This is a genomic window from Streptomyces sp. NPDC058620 (genome assembly GCF_042717135.1).
Taxonomy (GTDB): Bacteria; Actinomycetota; Actinomycetes; order Streptomycetales; family Streptomycetaceae; genus Streptomyces.
Map to the genome: position 1 here is coordinate 101,599 of NZ_JBHXQO010000006.1, position 14,554 is coordinate 116,152.

General features: G+C 71.7%; 10 protein-coding genes. 4 read left to right on the forward strand and 6 right to left on the reverse strand.

Annotation, left to right across the window (positions count from 1 at the left end; translation table 11 throughout):
- The first annotated feature begins 17 nt into the window (after window positions 1-17).
- Genes ACFWSK_RS09270 through ACFWSK_RS09280 form a run of 3 tightly spaced genes read left to right on the forward strand, consistent with a single transcriptional unit; the run spans window position 18 to window position 4,194 of the window.
- Window positions 18-1,280 carry a glycosyltransferase gene (locus ACFWSK_RS09270; protein ID WP_383783251.1) on the forward strand — a complete coding sequence of 421 codons (1,263 nt, stop codon included), beginning with the start codon at window positions 18-20 and terminating at the stop codon, window positions 1,278-1,280.
- Window positions 1,277-2,953: a lipopolysaccharide biosynthesis protein gene (locus ACFWSK_RS09275; protein WP_383783252.1), complete on the forward strand. Its 1,677-nt coding sequence runs from the start codon at window positions 1,277-1,279 to the stop codon at window positions 2,951-2,953. The genes ACFWSK_RS09270 and ACFWSK_RS09275 overlap by 4 nt, the downstream gene beginning before the upstream one ends.
- Window positions 2,950-4,194 carry a hypothetical protein gene (locus ACFWSK_RS09280; RefSeq protein WP_383783253.1) on the forward strand — a complete coding sequence of 415 codons (1,245 nt, stop codon included), beginning with the start codon at window positions 2,950-2,952 and terminating at the stop codon, window positions 4,192-4,194. The genes ACFWSK_RS09275 and ACFWSK_RS09280 overlap by 4 nt, the downstream gene beginning before the upstream one ends.
- On the opposite strand, the gene ACFWSK_RS09285 is transcribed toward ACFWSK_RS09280, so the two are convergent.
- On the reverse strand, window positions 4,163-5,626 hold the full coding sequence (locus ACFWSK_RS09285) for a hypothetical protein (RefSeq protein ID WP_383783254.1): 1,464 nt from the start codon (window positions 5,624-5,626) through the stop codon (window positions 4,163-4,165). The genes ACFWSK_RS09280 and ACFWSK_RS09285 overlap by 32 nt on opposite strands.
- Window positions 5,627-5,735: 109 nt before the next feature.
- On the opposite strand from ACFWSK_RS09285, the gene ACFWSK_RS09290 reads away from it, so the two are divergent.
- Entirely contained in the window at window positions 5,736-6,896 is a 1,161-nt protein-coding gene (locus tag ACFWSK_RS09290; protein WP_383783255.1) for a glycosyltransferase, read from the forward strand.
- Between the two features lies 1 nt (window position 6,897).
- Here ACFWSK_RS09290 and ACFWSK_RS09295 read toward each other — a convergent pair whose 3' ends face one another.
- From ACFWSK_RS09295 to gmd, 5 genes are read right to left on the reverse strand one after another with little or no spacing between them, the layout of a single operon-like run.
- Window positions 6,898-7,725: a glycosyltransferase family 2 protein gene (locus tag ACFWSK_RS09295; RefSeq protein WP_383783256.1), complete on the reverse strand. Its 828-nt coding sequence runs from the start codon at window positions 7,723-7,725 to the stop codon at window positions 6,898-6,900.
- Window positions 7,722-8,423, reverse strand: a complete 702-nt coding sequence (locus tag ACFWSK_RS09300; protein WP_383783257.1) for a hypothetical protein — start codon at window positions 8,421-8,423, stop codon at window positions 7,722-7,724. The genes ACFWSK_RS09295 and ACFWSK_RS09300 overlap by 4 nt, the downstream gene beginning before the upstream one ends.
- Window positions 8,423-10,678 (reverse strand): LamG-like jellyroll fold domain-containing protein, encoded by a 2,256-nt coding sequence (locus ACFWSK_RS09305; RefSeq protein ID WP_383783258.1) that lies wholly within the window; start codon window positions 10,676-10,678, stop codon window positions 8,423-8,425. The genes ACFWSK_RS09300 and ACFWSK_RS09305 overlap by 1 nt, the downstream gene beginning before the upstream one ends.
- A complete protein-coding gene (locus tag ACFWSK_RS09310) occupies window positions 10,675-13,464 on the reverse strand; it encodes a LamG-like jellyroll fold domain-containing protein (RefSeq protein WP_383783259.1) in 2,790 nt (929 codons plus the stop codon). Before ACFWSK_RS09310 ends, ACFWSK_RS09305 begins: the two co-directional genes overlap by 4 nt.
- Window positions 13,461-14,474 (reverse strand): GDP-mannose 4,6-dehydratase, encoded by a 1,014-nt coding sequence (gmd, locus tag ACFWSK_RS09315; RefSeq protein WP_383783260.1) that lies wholly within the window; start codon window positions 14,472-14,474, stop codon window positions 13,461-13,463. Before gmd ends, ACFWSK_RS09310 begins: the two co-directional genes overlap by 4 nt.
- Window positions 14,475-14,554 lie beyond the last annotated feature (80 nt).

Here is a 14,554-nt window from a genome sequence, read left to right on the forward strand (position 1 = left end):
GGAAGGCGACCGAACCGATGTCCGCTGCCGAAGATCACCGAATGTTCGAGGACCGCAGGCTGCTGGTGGTCTCGACCAACTACGCGCCGGAGCTGACGGGCATCGGCCCGTACGCCACCCAGCTCGCCGAGCACTGGGCCGCGTCCGGAGCCGGGGTCCAGGTGCTCACCGGCATGCCGCACTACCCGTCCTGGCGGCTCGACGAGCGCTACCGGGGAGTCTGGCGTACGCGCGAGACCCGCGCCGGAGTCGCCGTCCACCGCCGCAGACACTACGTGCCGCCCCGCCAGACAGCCCTGCGCAGAGCCGCGTTCGAGGCGACCGTGCTGGCGCACGGGCTCCTGGCGCCGCCACCGGGCCGCCCCGACGCCGTGATCGCCCAGATGCCGAGCCTCGCGGGCGGAGTCATCGGCGCCCGTATCGCCCGCCGCCACCGCGTCCCGTACATACCCGTCGTCCAGGACCTGATGGGCGCCGCGGCGGCCCAGAGCGGCATCAGGGGCGGCGACCGGGCGGCGGCCCTCGCCGCCGCGGCCGAGCGGTACGCCCTGCGCGGCGCGGCCCTCGTCGGCGTCATCCACGAGACCTTCGTACCCGGCGTCACCGCCCTCGGCGTCGACCCGGACCGCATCCGCATCGTGCCCAACTGGACGCACGTGGAGCCCCCTTCCGCCGACCGGGCCACCACCCGCGCCCGGCTCGGCTGGCCGGACCACACCCCGGTGCTGCTGCACTCCGGGAACATGGGACTCAAGCAGGGCCTCGACGTCCTCGTCGACACGGCCCGGCTCGCCCCGGACGTCCGCGTCGTCCTGATGGGGGACGGGAATCAGCGCGACATACTCCGCGCCCTCGCCGGCTCCCTCCCCAACATCGACTTCCTGCCGCCGGCCGGTCCGGAGGAGTTCACGGACATCCTCGCCGCCGCCGACATCCTCGCGGTCACCCAGCGGGCCTCCGTGCTCGACATGAGCGTGCCGTCCAAGCTCACCTCCTACTTCGTCTCCGGACGGCCCGTCGTGGCCTCCGTCGCCGACGAGGGCGGCACCGCCGACGAGGTGCGCCGCTCGGGCGCCGGAGTCCTGGTCGCGCCGGAGGACCCCGCCGCTCTCCTCGCGGCCGTACGCAAGCTCACCGAGGACGCCGCCGCGGCGGACGCACTGGGCGCCCAGGGCCCGCGGTACGTCGCACACCACCTGGGCCGCGAGGCGGGACTCGCCCGCTTCGACGCCCTGCTCACCGAGGTCCTCGGGAACGCCCAAGGGAGACCACAGCGATGACCCATCCGATCCGCGCCCTGGAGGACCAGGACGAACCGGCGCTGCTGCGGGATCAGTTCCGCCAGCTCCTGCGCTACCGTGCGCTCCTCGCCGTCGGCGTCGTCGTCGGACTCATCGGCGGCGGCTATCTCGCGCTCAGCGGCGCGGAGACCTACACCGCCACAGGCGTGGTGCTCGTCCGCTCCGCCACCGCGGACCCGTTCGCCACCGGCGCCTCGGCGGACAAGGGCATCAACATCGGCTCCGAACGGCAGACCGCCGTCAGCGACACCGTGGGCGAACTGGCCGCCCGCGCCCTGGCAAAGGACGCCGACCCGGTCGACGCCGGCGACCTGCTGGCCGGCCTCCAGGTCACCAACCCGCCCAACACGCTCACCCTGCGCTTCTCCTACACGGGCGACACCCCCGAGCAGGCCAGATCACGCGCCGAAGCCCTCGCCGACGCCTACCTCGAACACCGCAGGCAACGCACCGAGGACAGCATCGAGAACATGGCGCAGGGCTACCGGGCCCAGCTCAAGCCGCTGGAGGAGAAGCGCGACCTGCTGGAGGAGCAGGTCGGTGCGAGCGGGGCCGACGACGTGAGCAGCGCCCGCGCCAACCTCATCGTCTCCATCTCCGAACTCAGCCGGAAGATAAGCGAGCTGCGGGCCCTGGACGCGACCCCCGGCTACCTCAACCAGAAGCCCGTCGCTCCGAAGGAACCCACCGGCGCGGGCCTGCCCATGCTCCTCGGCCTCGGCGGCGTGGTGGGCCTCGCCCTGGGGCTGCTCCTGTCCTGGGTGCGCCTCGTCTTCGACCCCTCCGTCCGCTCCACCCGCGAGCTCGTCCGCTCCATCGGCGCTCCGCTGCTCGGCACACTGCCCCGGGAGCGCGGAGCGCCGGACGGCCTGCTCGCCATCGGGCGCAGCGGCAGCAGACTCGCCGAGGAGTACCGGGCCGTGGCCTTCCGCCTCGCCTACGACCCCGCGTTCGCGGAGAGCCGCCGCCTGCTCGTCACGGCGCCGCGCGGCGACAACGCCGCCGCGGCCGGAGCCGCCGCGAACCTGGCCGCCGCCTTCGCCGAGATGGGCCGCGACGTCCTCCTGGTCGAGGCCGATCTGCGTACGCCGTCGCTGGCCCGCGAGCTGGGGTCGGCGGCGCACGAGGCCCGGCCGCCCCGCTGGGCCGCCGACGACGACGGCACCTGGCCTTCGGGCAGCCGCTCCAACGTGGACGTGCCGGGCTCCGGCGCCTTCACCCTCGTCGCGGGCAGGCGCGTCGACAACGTGCCGCGCGCGCTGACCTCCGCCCCCGTCGGCCGGATCGTCGCCGAGGCCGACCGCCCCGGCACCGTCGTCATCGTGCTGGCCCCGCCCGTCCTGGCCTACGCCGACGCCGTCGCCCTGGTCGACCGGGTGGCGTGCGTCATGATCGTCTGCGACCCGCGCGAGGTGCACCGCAGCGACGTCGAGCGGATCCGGGAGATCATCAGCGCGTCGGGCGGTTCGGTGCTCGGCGTCCTCCTGCACCCCAGCCGTGGCCGCCTGGGCACCAAGGAGCGCAAGAAGTCCCCGAGGCGGCGCGGTGGCCCGGTCGCCAGGACGGATGGCCCCGACGAACCGGAGATCACCGGCGACCCGACCGAGACGCTCGGGCTGCGTGCCTTCGACGCCTCCGCGGGACGCCGGTGAAGGCACGTACCGCGATCGTCTGCTCGGTCGCGGACCAGGGGGTCACGGCCCTCACCAACATCCTGGTGCTGGTGGCGGCGGCCCGGCTCTCCACCGTCGCCGACTTCGCGCGCTTCTCCGCCGTCTACCTCGTCTTCACCGTCCTGCTGGGAGCATCCGGCGCCTACACCGGGCAGCCGCTGGTGCTGCGGCGTGCCGAGAACGACGACACACGAGGCGCCTGCCGGTCCGCCGTCGCCTTCACCCTGCTCGCCGCCACGGCGCTCGGGGGGCTGCTCGCCGCCGTCTGTCTGCTCGTTCCCGGGGACACGGCGCGCGCCGTGATGATGCTCGGGCTCGTCCTGCCGGCCGTCCTCGGCCAGGACGCCATGCGTTACGCCTTCTCGACCCTCCGTCTGCCGCACCTCGCACTCGGCAGCGACGTCCTGCGGCTGGTCTGTGTGCTGGGGTCCCTGGCCGTGCAGCCGTACGGAGCCGGGGCGGCGCGCCTCGTCACCGTCTGGGGGCTCTCCGCGCTCCCGGCCCTGCTGCTCTCCGCCGTCTTGCTGTACCGGCGGACCGCGGGGACGCCCCTGCACCTCCGCCCCCAGTTCCGGCGGGGGCACCTCGGGCGGCGGTTCGTCGTGGAGTTCGGCGTCGGCAACGCGACCAGCCAGCTCTCGGTGCTGGGCCTCGGCGCCGTCGGCAACCCCCTGGTGGTGGGCGCGCTCCGGGGGGCGACCACGCTCTTCGGGCCGCTCAACGTGCTCTACACCTCGGCCACCAGCTTCGGCCCCCCGCTGCTCGGCCGCCTCGGCTCGCAGCGACGGCAGGTGCGGGCGACGGCAGGACTCGGCGCCGTCCTCGCGGCGACCGCGGCCCTGTGGGCGACCGCACTCGCGCTGCTGCCCGACGCGGCGGGACGCGAGCTGCTCGGCGACACCTGGCCCACGGCCGCCGCCCTGCTGCCCGCGACGGGCAGCCAGTACGCGGCGATGGCCGTGGGCACCTGCGGCCTGCTCGCCCTGCGGATGCTCGATCCCCGCACCACCCTGTCCATCCAGGTGGTGTTCTCGCTGGCCGCCGTGGCCTTCCTGGCCGGCGGCTACGCACTCGGTGGTGTCGCCGGAGCCGCCTGGGGCCTGTGTCTGGGGTCCGTCTGCAAGGCGGTGGCCACCTGGACCCGCGTGGTGCGGCTGCGCGGCGGGGAGACGGCGGGTCCGGAGCCCGTCAGCGCGAACGCTGTCCGTTCCGGTTCCTGAAACTGGTGACGAGCAGCAGGCAGAGCGCGGCGATGGCGAACTTCCCGGCGGACTGCAGCAGCGGACCGCGCAGCAGGATGAAGGTGTACCCGGCGATGAGCGGCGCCGCGATGGCCAGCACACTGCCCGGCCCGGGCCCGGCCCTGGTCACCGCGACCGCGTATCTGCGGTCCGTACGGGCGGCCCCGTAGCCGACCAGGGCGAGACCACCGGCCATCCCGGCGGCCCCGAAGTCGACCCAGAGTTCGGTCCACAGGGGTGCCGAGAGGTTGGTCATCCTCATCCCCATCCACTGACCCACCCGGACACCCGTGTCCTCCGGCTTGCCGCTCCACACCGCGCGCGGCACGAAGAAGAGCCCGGAGCCCGCCAGTTGGCGGCCGTAGGTGTGCCCGCGGGTCTCGACCCAGGAGATGGTGTTGGCGAACATCACCGTCTGGTCGTAGTCCTTCGTGGCCAGCGGCTCGAAGACGGAGGCCGACTGCACGGGCTTGTAGCCCTCGTCGTCGTACCGGAACCGGTCCGCGTACGGGAACAGCACCAGCGCGCCCACGACGCCCATGGCCAGGACCGAGCGGTAGATCGCCGCGCTGCTGGGGAACGCGGTGAACAGCAGCGAGACCAGCACGGTCAGGAACCAGTAACGGGCGTTGGAGATCGGGTTGTTCACGACCAGGTTCAGGGCCACCAGCGCCACCCACACCAGGACCGTCGAGGGCGAGCGCCGGGCCCTGCGCGAGGTCGCCAGACGGCGTGTGTAGAAGAGCAGCGCGATGAGCGCCGGTACGGTGCCGAAGCCCTTCAGGAACGCCGACCCCACATTGGACTCGGTGGACACGACCCCGCTCTCCGCCACCGAGGCGCTGATCTCCTGCCGGCTGCTGAAGAAGATGGCGGGTCCGCCGAGTTTCAGGATGTAGTACCCGCCGGCCACGAACGCGATCACGACCAGCAGGGTGAGCCGGCCCTGGTGCGCCGTCGGGCCCACCCTGCCCTGCGCCCCCGGGCGCCGGCGCAGGGGCCGCCGTGAGGCCAGCAGCGCGCCGAGGTCGAAGGCGGCGCAGCCCAGCAGGATCAGCGCGATGGCCGTCACCAGGTCGGACCGCGGGCCGACCATCGGGGTCGGCGTCTGTCCGATGACCGCCTGGGCGAGCGGCGCCACACCCATGGCGATGTAGACGAACATCCAGAAGACGCCCTGCAGGAGCCGTCGCCCCGTGGACAGGATCATCGTGGCGAGCCGCGCCCCCGCGTAACAGGTGAGGACGAGCTGCATCCAGAACGCGTTGTCGCGGACACCGGTGCCCGGCTGCGCGACGATCACCGCCGGAAGGAAGCAGACGAGGCCGAGAATCATCGGAACCGCGAGCGCCCGCGAGAGCATCGCCCACGACATGGGCTTCGCGACGGACTCGACCTGCACGGACGTCATGCGCTCCCCGCTCCGTGGACCGACCTGGGAACACTCTAACGAATCAACGTACTTGGGGGGATGCGATGACTAGTCTGTGAACAGTCGGCCGAGGTTGAGGGGGACCCTGGTGAAGATCCTGCACGTCGTTACGCTGCACACCCCGGACCACGCGTTCGGTGGTCCGACGAGAGTCGCGCTCAATCTGTCCAAGGTGCAGCGCGCCCACGGCGACGACGCCCGGATCATGGCGCTGGGCGACGGCTTCGACGGTGAACTCCCGGCCACGGTCGAGGGAGTTCCGGTCCATCTGTTCCAGGCCCGCCATGTGCTTCCCATGTTCGAGGTCAGCGGCATCACCTCCGGTGCGCTGCTGCGCGCCGCGCGACGCATGATGCGGGGCGCCGACCTCGTGCACGTCCATCTGATGCGCGACCTCGTGACTCTGCCCGCGGCCCTGCTCGCCCTGGCCACCCGCACACCGCTGGTCGTCCAGACGCACGGCATGGTGGACCCGACGGAGAAGCGCGTCGCCCAGCTCACCGACCTGCTCGGCGTCCGCAAGGTGCTGCGCGAGGCCGACGCCGTCCTGTATCTGACGGAGAGGGAGCGCCTCGATGTGAACGCCGTCGCCGCCCCGGTCCCGCTCACCCGCACCGTACGGCTGGTCAACGGGGTCCGCCCGCAGGAGCGCAAGCCCGCCCGGGAGCCCGGCAGGCCCCCGACGGTGCTCTTCCTCGCCCGCGTCCAGGAGCGCAAGCGCCCGGAGGACTTCGTCGCCGCGATGCCCGCGGTCCTCGCGAAGTATCCGGACGCGCGTTTCGTCCTGGCGGGCCCGGACACCGGTGCGCTGCCCGGGACCCTCGCGCTCGCCCGCGGGCTGGGTGTGACGGACTCGCTCGACCACGTGGGTCCTCTCGGTCACGAGGAGGTGCTCGCCGCCGGACGGGAGGCCGATGTGTACGTACTCCCCTCGATCGAGGAGCCGTTGGGCGTCTCCGTCCTCGAAGCGATGTCCGTCGGCACCCCCGTCGTCATCACCCGCACCTGCGGGCTCGGGCCCGATGTGGCCGAGGCGGGCGCCGGCCGGGTCGTCGACAGCCGCCCCGGCGAGGACGCCGCCAACGCGGAGAAGGTCGCGCTGGCCGTCCTGGAGCTGCTGGAGCCGGAGGCCAACGAGCGCGCTGGTAAGGCTGCTTGGGGTCTGGTCAACGACCACTTCACCATCGAGGCCGTGACCGGAACCCTCCGGCGGACCTACGAGGACGTGGTCCGCCGGAGCCGTCGGTAACTCAACCCGTCTTTCCCTCACGGGACTTCAGCGCGATCTGCCACCGGTAGAAGCTCATCGCCAGCGCGAAGTCGAGCCCCGCCCGGCCGTCGAGGAAGCCCCGCCGGTAGACATACATGTACGCGAAGGACACCAGGGGCTTGAACGGCGCCTTGTGGAAGAGCTGGCCCTGGCGGGACTTCACCTTCCGTACCTGCTCCTTGACGTCCGGGTGTTGCTCCAGCCACGCCTCCCAGTCCGAGTAGCGGTTGTGCCGCTCGAACCAGGCGGTGACGGGATCGAGGTCCTGGTGCTCGATCGGGTTGACCAGGGAGGCGCTCGTGGGGGCGACCGGCTGGTAGTGCCCCTCCACCTCGCCGATCCCGGGGGCGTCGAGATCGCCGACCTCCGGATAGTGGCAGCGGGTCCGGTCCGTCAGGGACCGCTTGCGGATGGTGTACCCGTGCCGCAGCCGCTTCCCGGAGAACCAGTAACCCAGCGGTATGTCGTACGCCGCAGGCTTCTCCGCGGCCGGATCGGCGAAGATCTCCCGCAGTTCCGCGAGCAGCCCGGGACTGAGCCGCTCGTCGCCGTCGAGCACCAGAATCCAGTCCAGGTCGGTGCGGACGTGGTCCAGGCACCACTGCTTCTTGCGGGGATGGCCGCCGTCCCAGGTGTACGTGACCACCTCGGCCCCGCACTCCTCGGCGATCTTCGCCGTGTCGTCCGTGCTGTGCGAGTCCACCACGACGACCGCCTCGAAGTGGCCGAGTACGGATTTCACCGCCTCGGCGATGTTGAGGCCCTCGTTCTTCGTGGGGATCGCGACGGCGATCGGCAGCTTGCTCATCCGTTTTCTCCTTCGGGCAGCCAGGCGTAGCAGCCTGTGGAGGTAAAGGTGCGCGCCGTGCGGGGAATGGTGATCCGCGTCGGCTTCCCGGTGTCGGACGAGCCCGAATCCAGGGCTTTGCCCGCCCCGTCCTCGATCTGCCAGGTGCAGTCCTTGGTGGGGGCGGCCGAGCGGTAGCCGCCTGCTCGGAGCTTCTTGCCCGTATGGGTGCCGTCGGCGTAGCTCAGGGCGGCCTCGTCCACCAACTCCTGGTGCTGTGTGCACAGATGGGCGACGGCGGGCTCCGCGTCGGGGATCTCGCCGGTCACGATCGAGCCGACGGCGGTGTCCCGGTCGACCTTGACGAGGTAGCGGAGCTTGTCGCAGGTCTCCTGCCCGGTCTGGAGCACCGCGGCCGGGTCCATGCCCTCCGGCACCCGGTCGACCAGGAACTCCTTCTGCTTCTTCGTGAACGACCCGGTGGCCGGGGTGATCCGGTCCGCGGGCACCTTGGGCGCCTCGCTCGTCTCGCTCGCGGAGGCGTCGGGGCCCGGCTCCTGCGGGGCTCCGGCCGACGGTCCGGCGGCGGTGGGCCCGGAGGCCGCGGGTGCTGTGGCACCCGCGGCCTGCGGCCCGTTCCCGTCGGCGGACGAGCCGCAGGCGGCCAGCGCCGCCGTCAGTACGACGACGGCGGCGCCGGCCAGGAACGGATACTTCATCAGCCCGTCCTCAGGGCGTAGTGCGCGCTGACCTGGGATGCGCTCAGCGCGGTCGGGTAGACGGCGGTCTCGTCGAGCTGTCCGGCGAAGAAGTTGCTGGTCGGACGGCTCGGCCAGCTGCCGAGGTTGTCCCCGCCGACCCGCCAGTAGCCAGGGCTGGTCTCGTTGCCGGTGAACAGGAAGTTGGACGCGCGCAGCTGCCCGTCCACGTACAGCGCCATACCGCCGGTGCCCTGGGTGGCGACGACGTGGTGCCAGTTGCCGTCGTTGTAGGTACCGAGCGAGGTCACCGTCCTGGCCCCGCCGCTGTAGACGCCGAACACGAGCCTCCCGTCGTTGCGCATGTACACGTGCTTGTCGTACGAGGAGCTGTTCTGCATGACCCGGTTGCCGAACCCGATGATCTTCCCGCCCCGTGTGGTGGTGGTCTTGATCCAGGTCTCCACCGAGAACCGGGCGGGCGCCGGGCGCCGCTCGTTGCTGTACGCGTAGTCGGCGGTCCCGTCGAAACCGATCGCGGTCGAATCGCCCGCGACGGCGGCCGGGGTCTGCTGATAGGCGGGCCCGTTGCGCAGGAAGCCGTTGTCCAGACCGGTTCCGGTGTCCGAGGCGAAGGTCGACGACCCCTCGTCGTACCGCCAGTACAGCGAGGCACCGTCGCTGAGCACCCGCGCCGGATACGCCTCGGCCGTGGCCGCGACGGTCGCGGACTGGGCCGGGGACTTGGCGCTGGTGTTGGTGCCGTCGCTCGCGGTGATCCGGTACGAGTGGGTCTCGCCCGGCGCCACGTCGGTGTCGGTCCAGCGCAGCTGCGGGCGGTCCCAGAAGACGGAGTAGCCCGTCGTCGTGTGGATGGGGGTGGCCGCCCCGTCCTTGTAGATCCGGTAGGTCAGCTCGCCGTCGTCGGTGTCGAAGCTGGTCTGCCAGTTGACGTCGATCCTCCCCGGAGTGACCGTCGACAGGCTGACGTTGGGCACCCACGGGGCGCCGGTGTCCGGACCGTCGGCGAACCGGGTCAGACCCTGCTGGCCGGCGCCGTTGACGGTGGTGAACTCACCGCCGACCCACAGGTAGTGCCGGCCTCCGCTGTCCGTCTGGGACATCACCCGGGGCCCGACCGGCTCGCCTATGCCGTCGTTGGTGTCCGGGAACCAGGGCAGCAGCTTGGGATCGTCCACGGACTGCGCGAGCAGGTGCTTGCGCGGCTGGTCGGGGAACGCGCCCATGCTGGAGCAGTCATGGGCGTGGCTGCCGCTGTACAGCACCCCGGAGTGGACCAGTACGGACTGGGTGGCACCCAGGCAGGTGTCGCGCCAGCGCTGCTGGAAGTCGTCCAGGTCGACGGCGATCCTGCCGTCGAAGACGCCGCCTCCGGTGCCCTCGTTGGCGGTGTAGAAGCCGGTGGCGTCCGTGGTCAGGTCCTGCACCGTGGAGGTGTTCGGAATGAAGCCGGGGTAGCTCTTGGTGAGCGCCCCCGTGGTGGCGTCGACCACGGCCAGGGCGTGCGAGGTGGTGCCGTTGACGGTGAAGAAGTCACCGCCGAGCAGGACGTGCTGCCCGTCCGGCGTGACCTCGACGGCCCGCGCCACCTCGTCCGCGTTCGCCGTCCACGGCAGGAGGTCGGCGCCCGTGGTGACCGCCGCGAACTTGTTCCGGGTCTGCCCGCCGACGCTGTTGAAGTCACCGCCCACATAGACGGTGTCGGCGGTGACGGCCAGGGCCCGTACGGTCGCCGAGATGCTGATCTTGAAGTCCTGGCGCGGGGTGCAGGTCGCCGTGTCGATCGCCGCGATGTTGCTGACACCGACGTCGTTGACCGAGCCGAACTGACCCCCCGCGTAGAGGGTGTTGCCGTCCGGGGAGAGGGCGAGCGCCCGTACGGTCGCCGTCCCGGAGGCGAGGGTGAAGGACAGGGTGCACCCTGTCGGCGCCCCGGTGCCCGCGTCGAACGCGGCGAAGTTCACCGCGGGCTGTTCGCCGGTGCCGGGCGCCGCGTCCGGCGGTCGCACGGTGGAGAAGGTTCCTCCCGCGTACACGACTCCTTCGGTCGCGGCCATCGACCAGACGATTCCGTTGGTCTGCCAGGTCGTGAGGTCGTCCGCGGTGATCGACACCGGCGGTGTCAGTGCGGCAGCCGGTGCGGCTCCCGCCGCGGTGGCGGTCAGGGCTCCGGCCAGCAGGCACAGCGTGGCGGATGCGGCTCGCACCCGGCCACGTGGCCCCCCGGATCTCTGCCCCGTACTTCCGTTCATCATTCAGCTCCGAAGGTGAGAACGAGCTGCGGCCGGTAGGCCGCGGATGATGCCTCGCTCGACCAGATACGCAGGCTGTCCGTCCCGCTGCTGGTCAGGGCGAGTGAGTAGGCGGAGCCCAGCGCTCCGCCCAGTGCGGTCGCGTTCAGGTCCACCGAGTAGTCGGTGGAGACCGAGGCCGCGTCCGTGATGGTCCCCAGCACGGACGCGGACAGCGCCGGCCGGGTGTTGTAGGTGACCGCCGACTCGGTCCAGGCGCCGGTGACCGGTACCAGGGTGTGGCTGTCGGTGGAGCCCGCCGTCGCGTCCGACGAGGTGCGGAAGTCGAGGCGGGCGCCGGTGAGCACCTGTCCGGGCGGGGCCGCGGGCAGGGAGTAGCGCAGATAGCCCACGTACGGCGTGCTGCCGCGCGACGCGAGCTGGCTGTCGTTGTACGTGGTGTTCCCGGCCACGCCGTTGACGTACGCGTCCTCGGCCGGTGCGAGGGTGACGGTGGTGCCGCCCGGCGGGGTAGTGGCGTCCGCCAGGTCGTGGTGGGCGGCCACCTGGGCGGCGGTCAGCGCGGCCGGGTAGATCGCGGTCTCGTCGACCTGGCCGGCGAGATAGGTGCTCGCGGGCAGGTTCGGCCAGGCGTTGTTCATGGCGTCGCCGCCGACCCGCCAGTAACCGTTGTACGAGCGGTTCCCGGTCGCCGGGTTGGTGCCGACGGCCACCCCGTCCACGTACAGCACCATGCCGGCCGGTCCCTGGGTGGCGACGACGTGGTGCCAGTCGCCGTCGTTGTAGGAAGCCCCGGTGGTGATGGTGGGCCGGGAGGTGCTGCTCCCGGTCTGGACGCCGAAGGCCAGCCGCCCGTTGCCCGTCAGATAGACGAGCTTGTCGGAGATGCTGCTGGTGTGTCCCTGGGCGACTCCGACGCGGTTGCCGAATCCGACGAGCCGCCCGCCGCTCGTCGAGGTTGTGCGGAACCACGTCTCGATGGAGTAGGGCGTGGGCGAGGAGTAGCGGTGCATACGGTCGCTGTAGACGTACTCGTCGCTCCCGTTGAGCGAGAGCGCGGCGGAACCGGCCACCGCCGATGGGGTGGCGCGGTACGTGGGTGTGTTCACGTACACGCCGCCGTTGTCGGTGGCCGAGGCGTCCGCGGCGAACGCCCCGCCCGCCTCGTCGTAGCGCCAGTACAGCCCGGCACCGTCCGCGAGCACCCGTTCCTGGTACGGGGACGCGGAGGAGGCGGCGGTGACGGAGACGGCGGCGGACAGGCCGCTGGTGTTGGTTCCGTCGCTCGCCGTGATCCGGTAGCTGTACGTCTGTCCGGCCACCACGTTCGTGTCGGTGAACGTCAGCTGCGGCCGGCTGTAGAACAGCGAGGAGCCGGTGGTGGTGTGCACGGGGGTCGCACCGCCGTTGCGGTAGACCCGGTACGTGAGCAGGCTGTCGTCCAGGTCGAGGGAGGAACGCCAGCTGACCTTGACCTGGCCGGCCCTGGGCGCCGAGACACTGACCGCGGGCGCGCCGGGCGCGCCCGTGTCGGGACCGTTGGCGAACCGTGTCAGGGCCTGTTGGCCGACCCCGTTGACGGTGGTGAACTCGCCGCCCACCCAGAGGAAGTCGCGGCCGTCGCGGGAGGAGACGGTCAGGGCCCGGGGCCCGACCGGCTCGCCGATGCCGTCGTTGGTGTCCGGGAGCCAGCCCAGCAGGGCAGGGTCGTCGACGGACTGGGCGGTGAGGTGCTTGCGGGCCTGGTTGGGGAAGCCGCCCATGGTGGAGCAGTCATGGACGTGGCTGCCCGCGTACAGGACACCTTCGTAGACCCGCAGTGCCTGGGTGGCTCCCTGGCAGGTGTCCCGCCAGCGCTGGTCGAAGGAGTCGAGCTCCATGGCCAGCCGCCCGTCGAAGGACGCGCCGCCCCGGCCCTCGCCCGCCGCGTACCAGCCGTCGGACGCCGAGTCGGTGACGATGTCCTTGATGACGGCGGTCGACGGGATGAAGCCGCCGCTGTATGCCCGGGTGAGCGCTCCCGTGGCGGCGCTCGTCACGGCCAGCGCGTGCGAGTCGGCGCCGCCGACGGTGAAGAAGTCCCCGCCGATCAGAGCGCTCTGCCCGTCCGGCGTGGCCTTCAGCGCCCGGCCCGGCGCGTCCGCGTCCGGGTTCCATCCGGTGAGGGCCCCGGCGGCGGTGACCGCGCCGAAGAAGCGCCGGGTCTGGCCGTTGACGGACTGGAAGTCACCGCCCGCGTAGACCGTGCCGTTCGGGGCGACGTCGAGTGCCCTTACGGTCGCGCTGAAGTCGGGTGAGAAGCCCGGACGCGTCCGGCAGGTCGCGGTGTCGATGGCGACCAGGCCGTTGGCGCTCGCGCCGTTGACCGCGCTGAAGTAACCGCCCGCGTACAGCGTGGACTTGTCGGGCGAGACCGCGAGCGCGCGCACGGTCGCCGTGCCGCTGCCGCGGGTGAACGAGAGCGAGCAGCCGGTCGGCGCACCGGTGGCCGCGTTGAGGGCCGCGAAGTTCACGGCGGGCGTCGTGCTGGTTCCGGCGGGGGCGCCGGCCGGCCGAACGTTGGAGAACGTGCCGCCGGCGTAGACGACCCCGTTCGCCTCGGCCAGCGCCCAGACGATGCCGTTGGTCTGGTAGGTGGAGAGGTGGTCGGCGGTGAAGCCGACCGGCGGTGTCAGTGCGGCGGCCGGGGGCGCGACGGCCCCGGCGGCGGACAGCACACCGGAGGTGAGGGCGAGCACCGCGGCGAACGCGCCGCAGCGGTCGCGTCCGAGAAGTCCCGGCCCTCTCATCGGTGCACCCGGGCCGCTGCTCCGCTGAGCTGGTCGTCCAGCCGGCGGATGTCGGCGTCGACCATGATCCGGGCCAGCTCCCGCGACTTCACCGAGGGCTTCCAGCCGAGCAGTTCCTCCGCCTTGGACGCGTCCCCGATCAGCGCGTCGACCTCGCTGGGACGCTCGTACTTCGGGTCGTAGCGCACATGCTCACGCCAGTCGAGCCCGGCGTGCTCGAAGGCGCACTCCAGGAACTGCCGGACGCTCACGCCCTCCCCGGTGGCCACCACGTAGTCGTCCGGACTGTCGCACTGGAGCATCCGCCACATCGCGTCCACGTACTCGGGGGCGTACCCCCAGTCCCGTACGGCGTCGAGGTTGCCGAGGTGCAGCCGGTCCTGGAGCCCGGCCTTGATCCGGGCCACCCCACGGGTGATCTTCCGGGTCACGAAGGTCTCGCCGCGGCGCGGGGACTCGTGGTTGAACAGGATGCCGTTGACCGCGAACATCCCGTACGCCTCGCGGTAGTTGACCGTCGCCCAGTACGCGTAGACCTTGGCGACGCTGTACGGGCTGCGCGGGTGGAACGGCGTGCGCTCGTTCTGCGGCGGCGGGTTGGCGCCGAACATCTCGGACGAGGACGCCTGGTAGACCCGGGCGTCGATGCCACTGGCGCGGACGGCCTCCAGGAGCCGGATCGCGCCGAGCCCCGTGACGTCTCCGGTGTAGAGCGGTGCGTCGAAGGAGACCCTGACGTGCGACTGCGCCCCCAGGTTGTACACCTCGTCGGGCTGAATGTCGCGCAGCAGGTTCACCAGCGCGACGCCGTCCGCGAGATCGGCGTGATGGAGCACGAAGGAGCGCCCCGCCTCCTCCGGGCCCTGGTAGATGTGGTCGATCCGCTCGGTGTTGAAGCTCGACGAGCGGCGTATCAGGCCGTGGACCGTGTACCCCTTCTCGAGCAGCAGCTCCGCCAGATACGAACCGTCCTGGCCGGTCACGCCGGTGATGAGCGCGGTCTTCGCCATGGTCCCCCCCTTCTTACCGCCTGAGAGGCGGTCGTTCACCGAAATTTCAGAGTTTGAGTGTTCTGCGGTAAAGGTCACTG

Excerpts from the sequence above, each read along its gene's own strand:
- ACFWSK_RS09310 (WP_383783259.1), bottom strand. The coding sequence starts at position 13,464 with ATGAGAGGGCCGGGACTTCTCGGACGCGACCGCTGCGGCGCGTTCGCC.
- gmd (WP_383783260.1), bottom strand. The coding sequence starts at position 14,474 with ATGGCGAAGACCGCGCTCATCACCGGCGTGACCGGCCAGGACGGTTCG.
- ACFWSK_RS09300 (WP_383783257.1), bottom strand. The coding sequence starts at position 8,423 with ATGAAGTATCCGTTCCTGGCCGGCGCCGCCGTCGTCGTACTGACGGCG.
- ACFWSK_RS09305 (WP_383783258.1), bottom strand. The coding sequence starts at position 10,678 with ATGATGAACGGAAGTACGGGGCAGAGATCCGGGGGGCCACGTGGCCGG.
- ACFWSK_RS09270 (WP_383783251.1), top strand. The coding sequence starts at position 18 with ATGTCCGCTGCCGAAGATCACCGAATGTTCGAGGACCGCAGGCTGCTG.
- ACFWSK_RS09275 (WP_383783252.1), top strand. The coding sequence starts at position 1,277 with ATGACCCATCCGATCCGCGCCCTGGAGGACCAGGACGAACCGGCGCTG.
- ACFWSK_RS09285 (WP_383783254.1), bottom strand. The coding sequence starts at position 5,626 with ATGACGTCCGTGCAGGTCGAGTCCGTCGCGAAGCCCATGTCGTGGGCG.
- ACFWSK_RS09295 (WP_383783256.1), bottom strand. The coding sequence starts at position 7,725 with ATGAGCAAGCTGCCGATCGCCGTCGCGATCCCCACGAAGAACGAGGGC.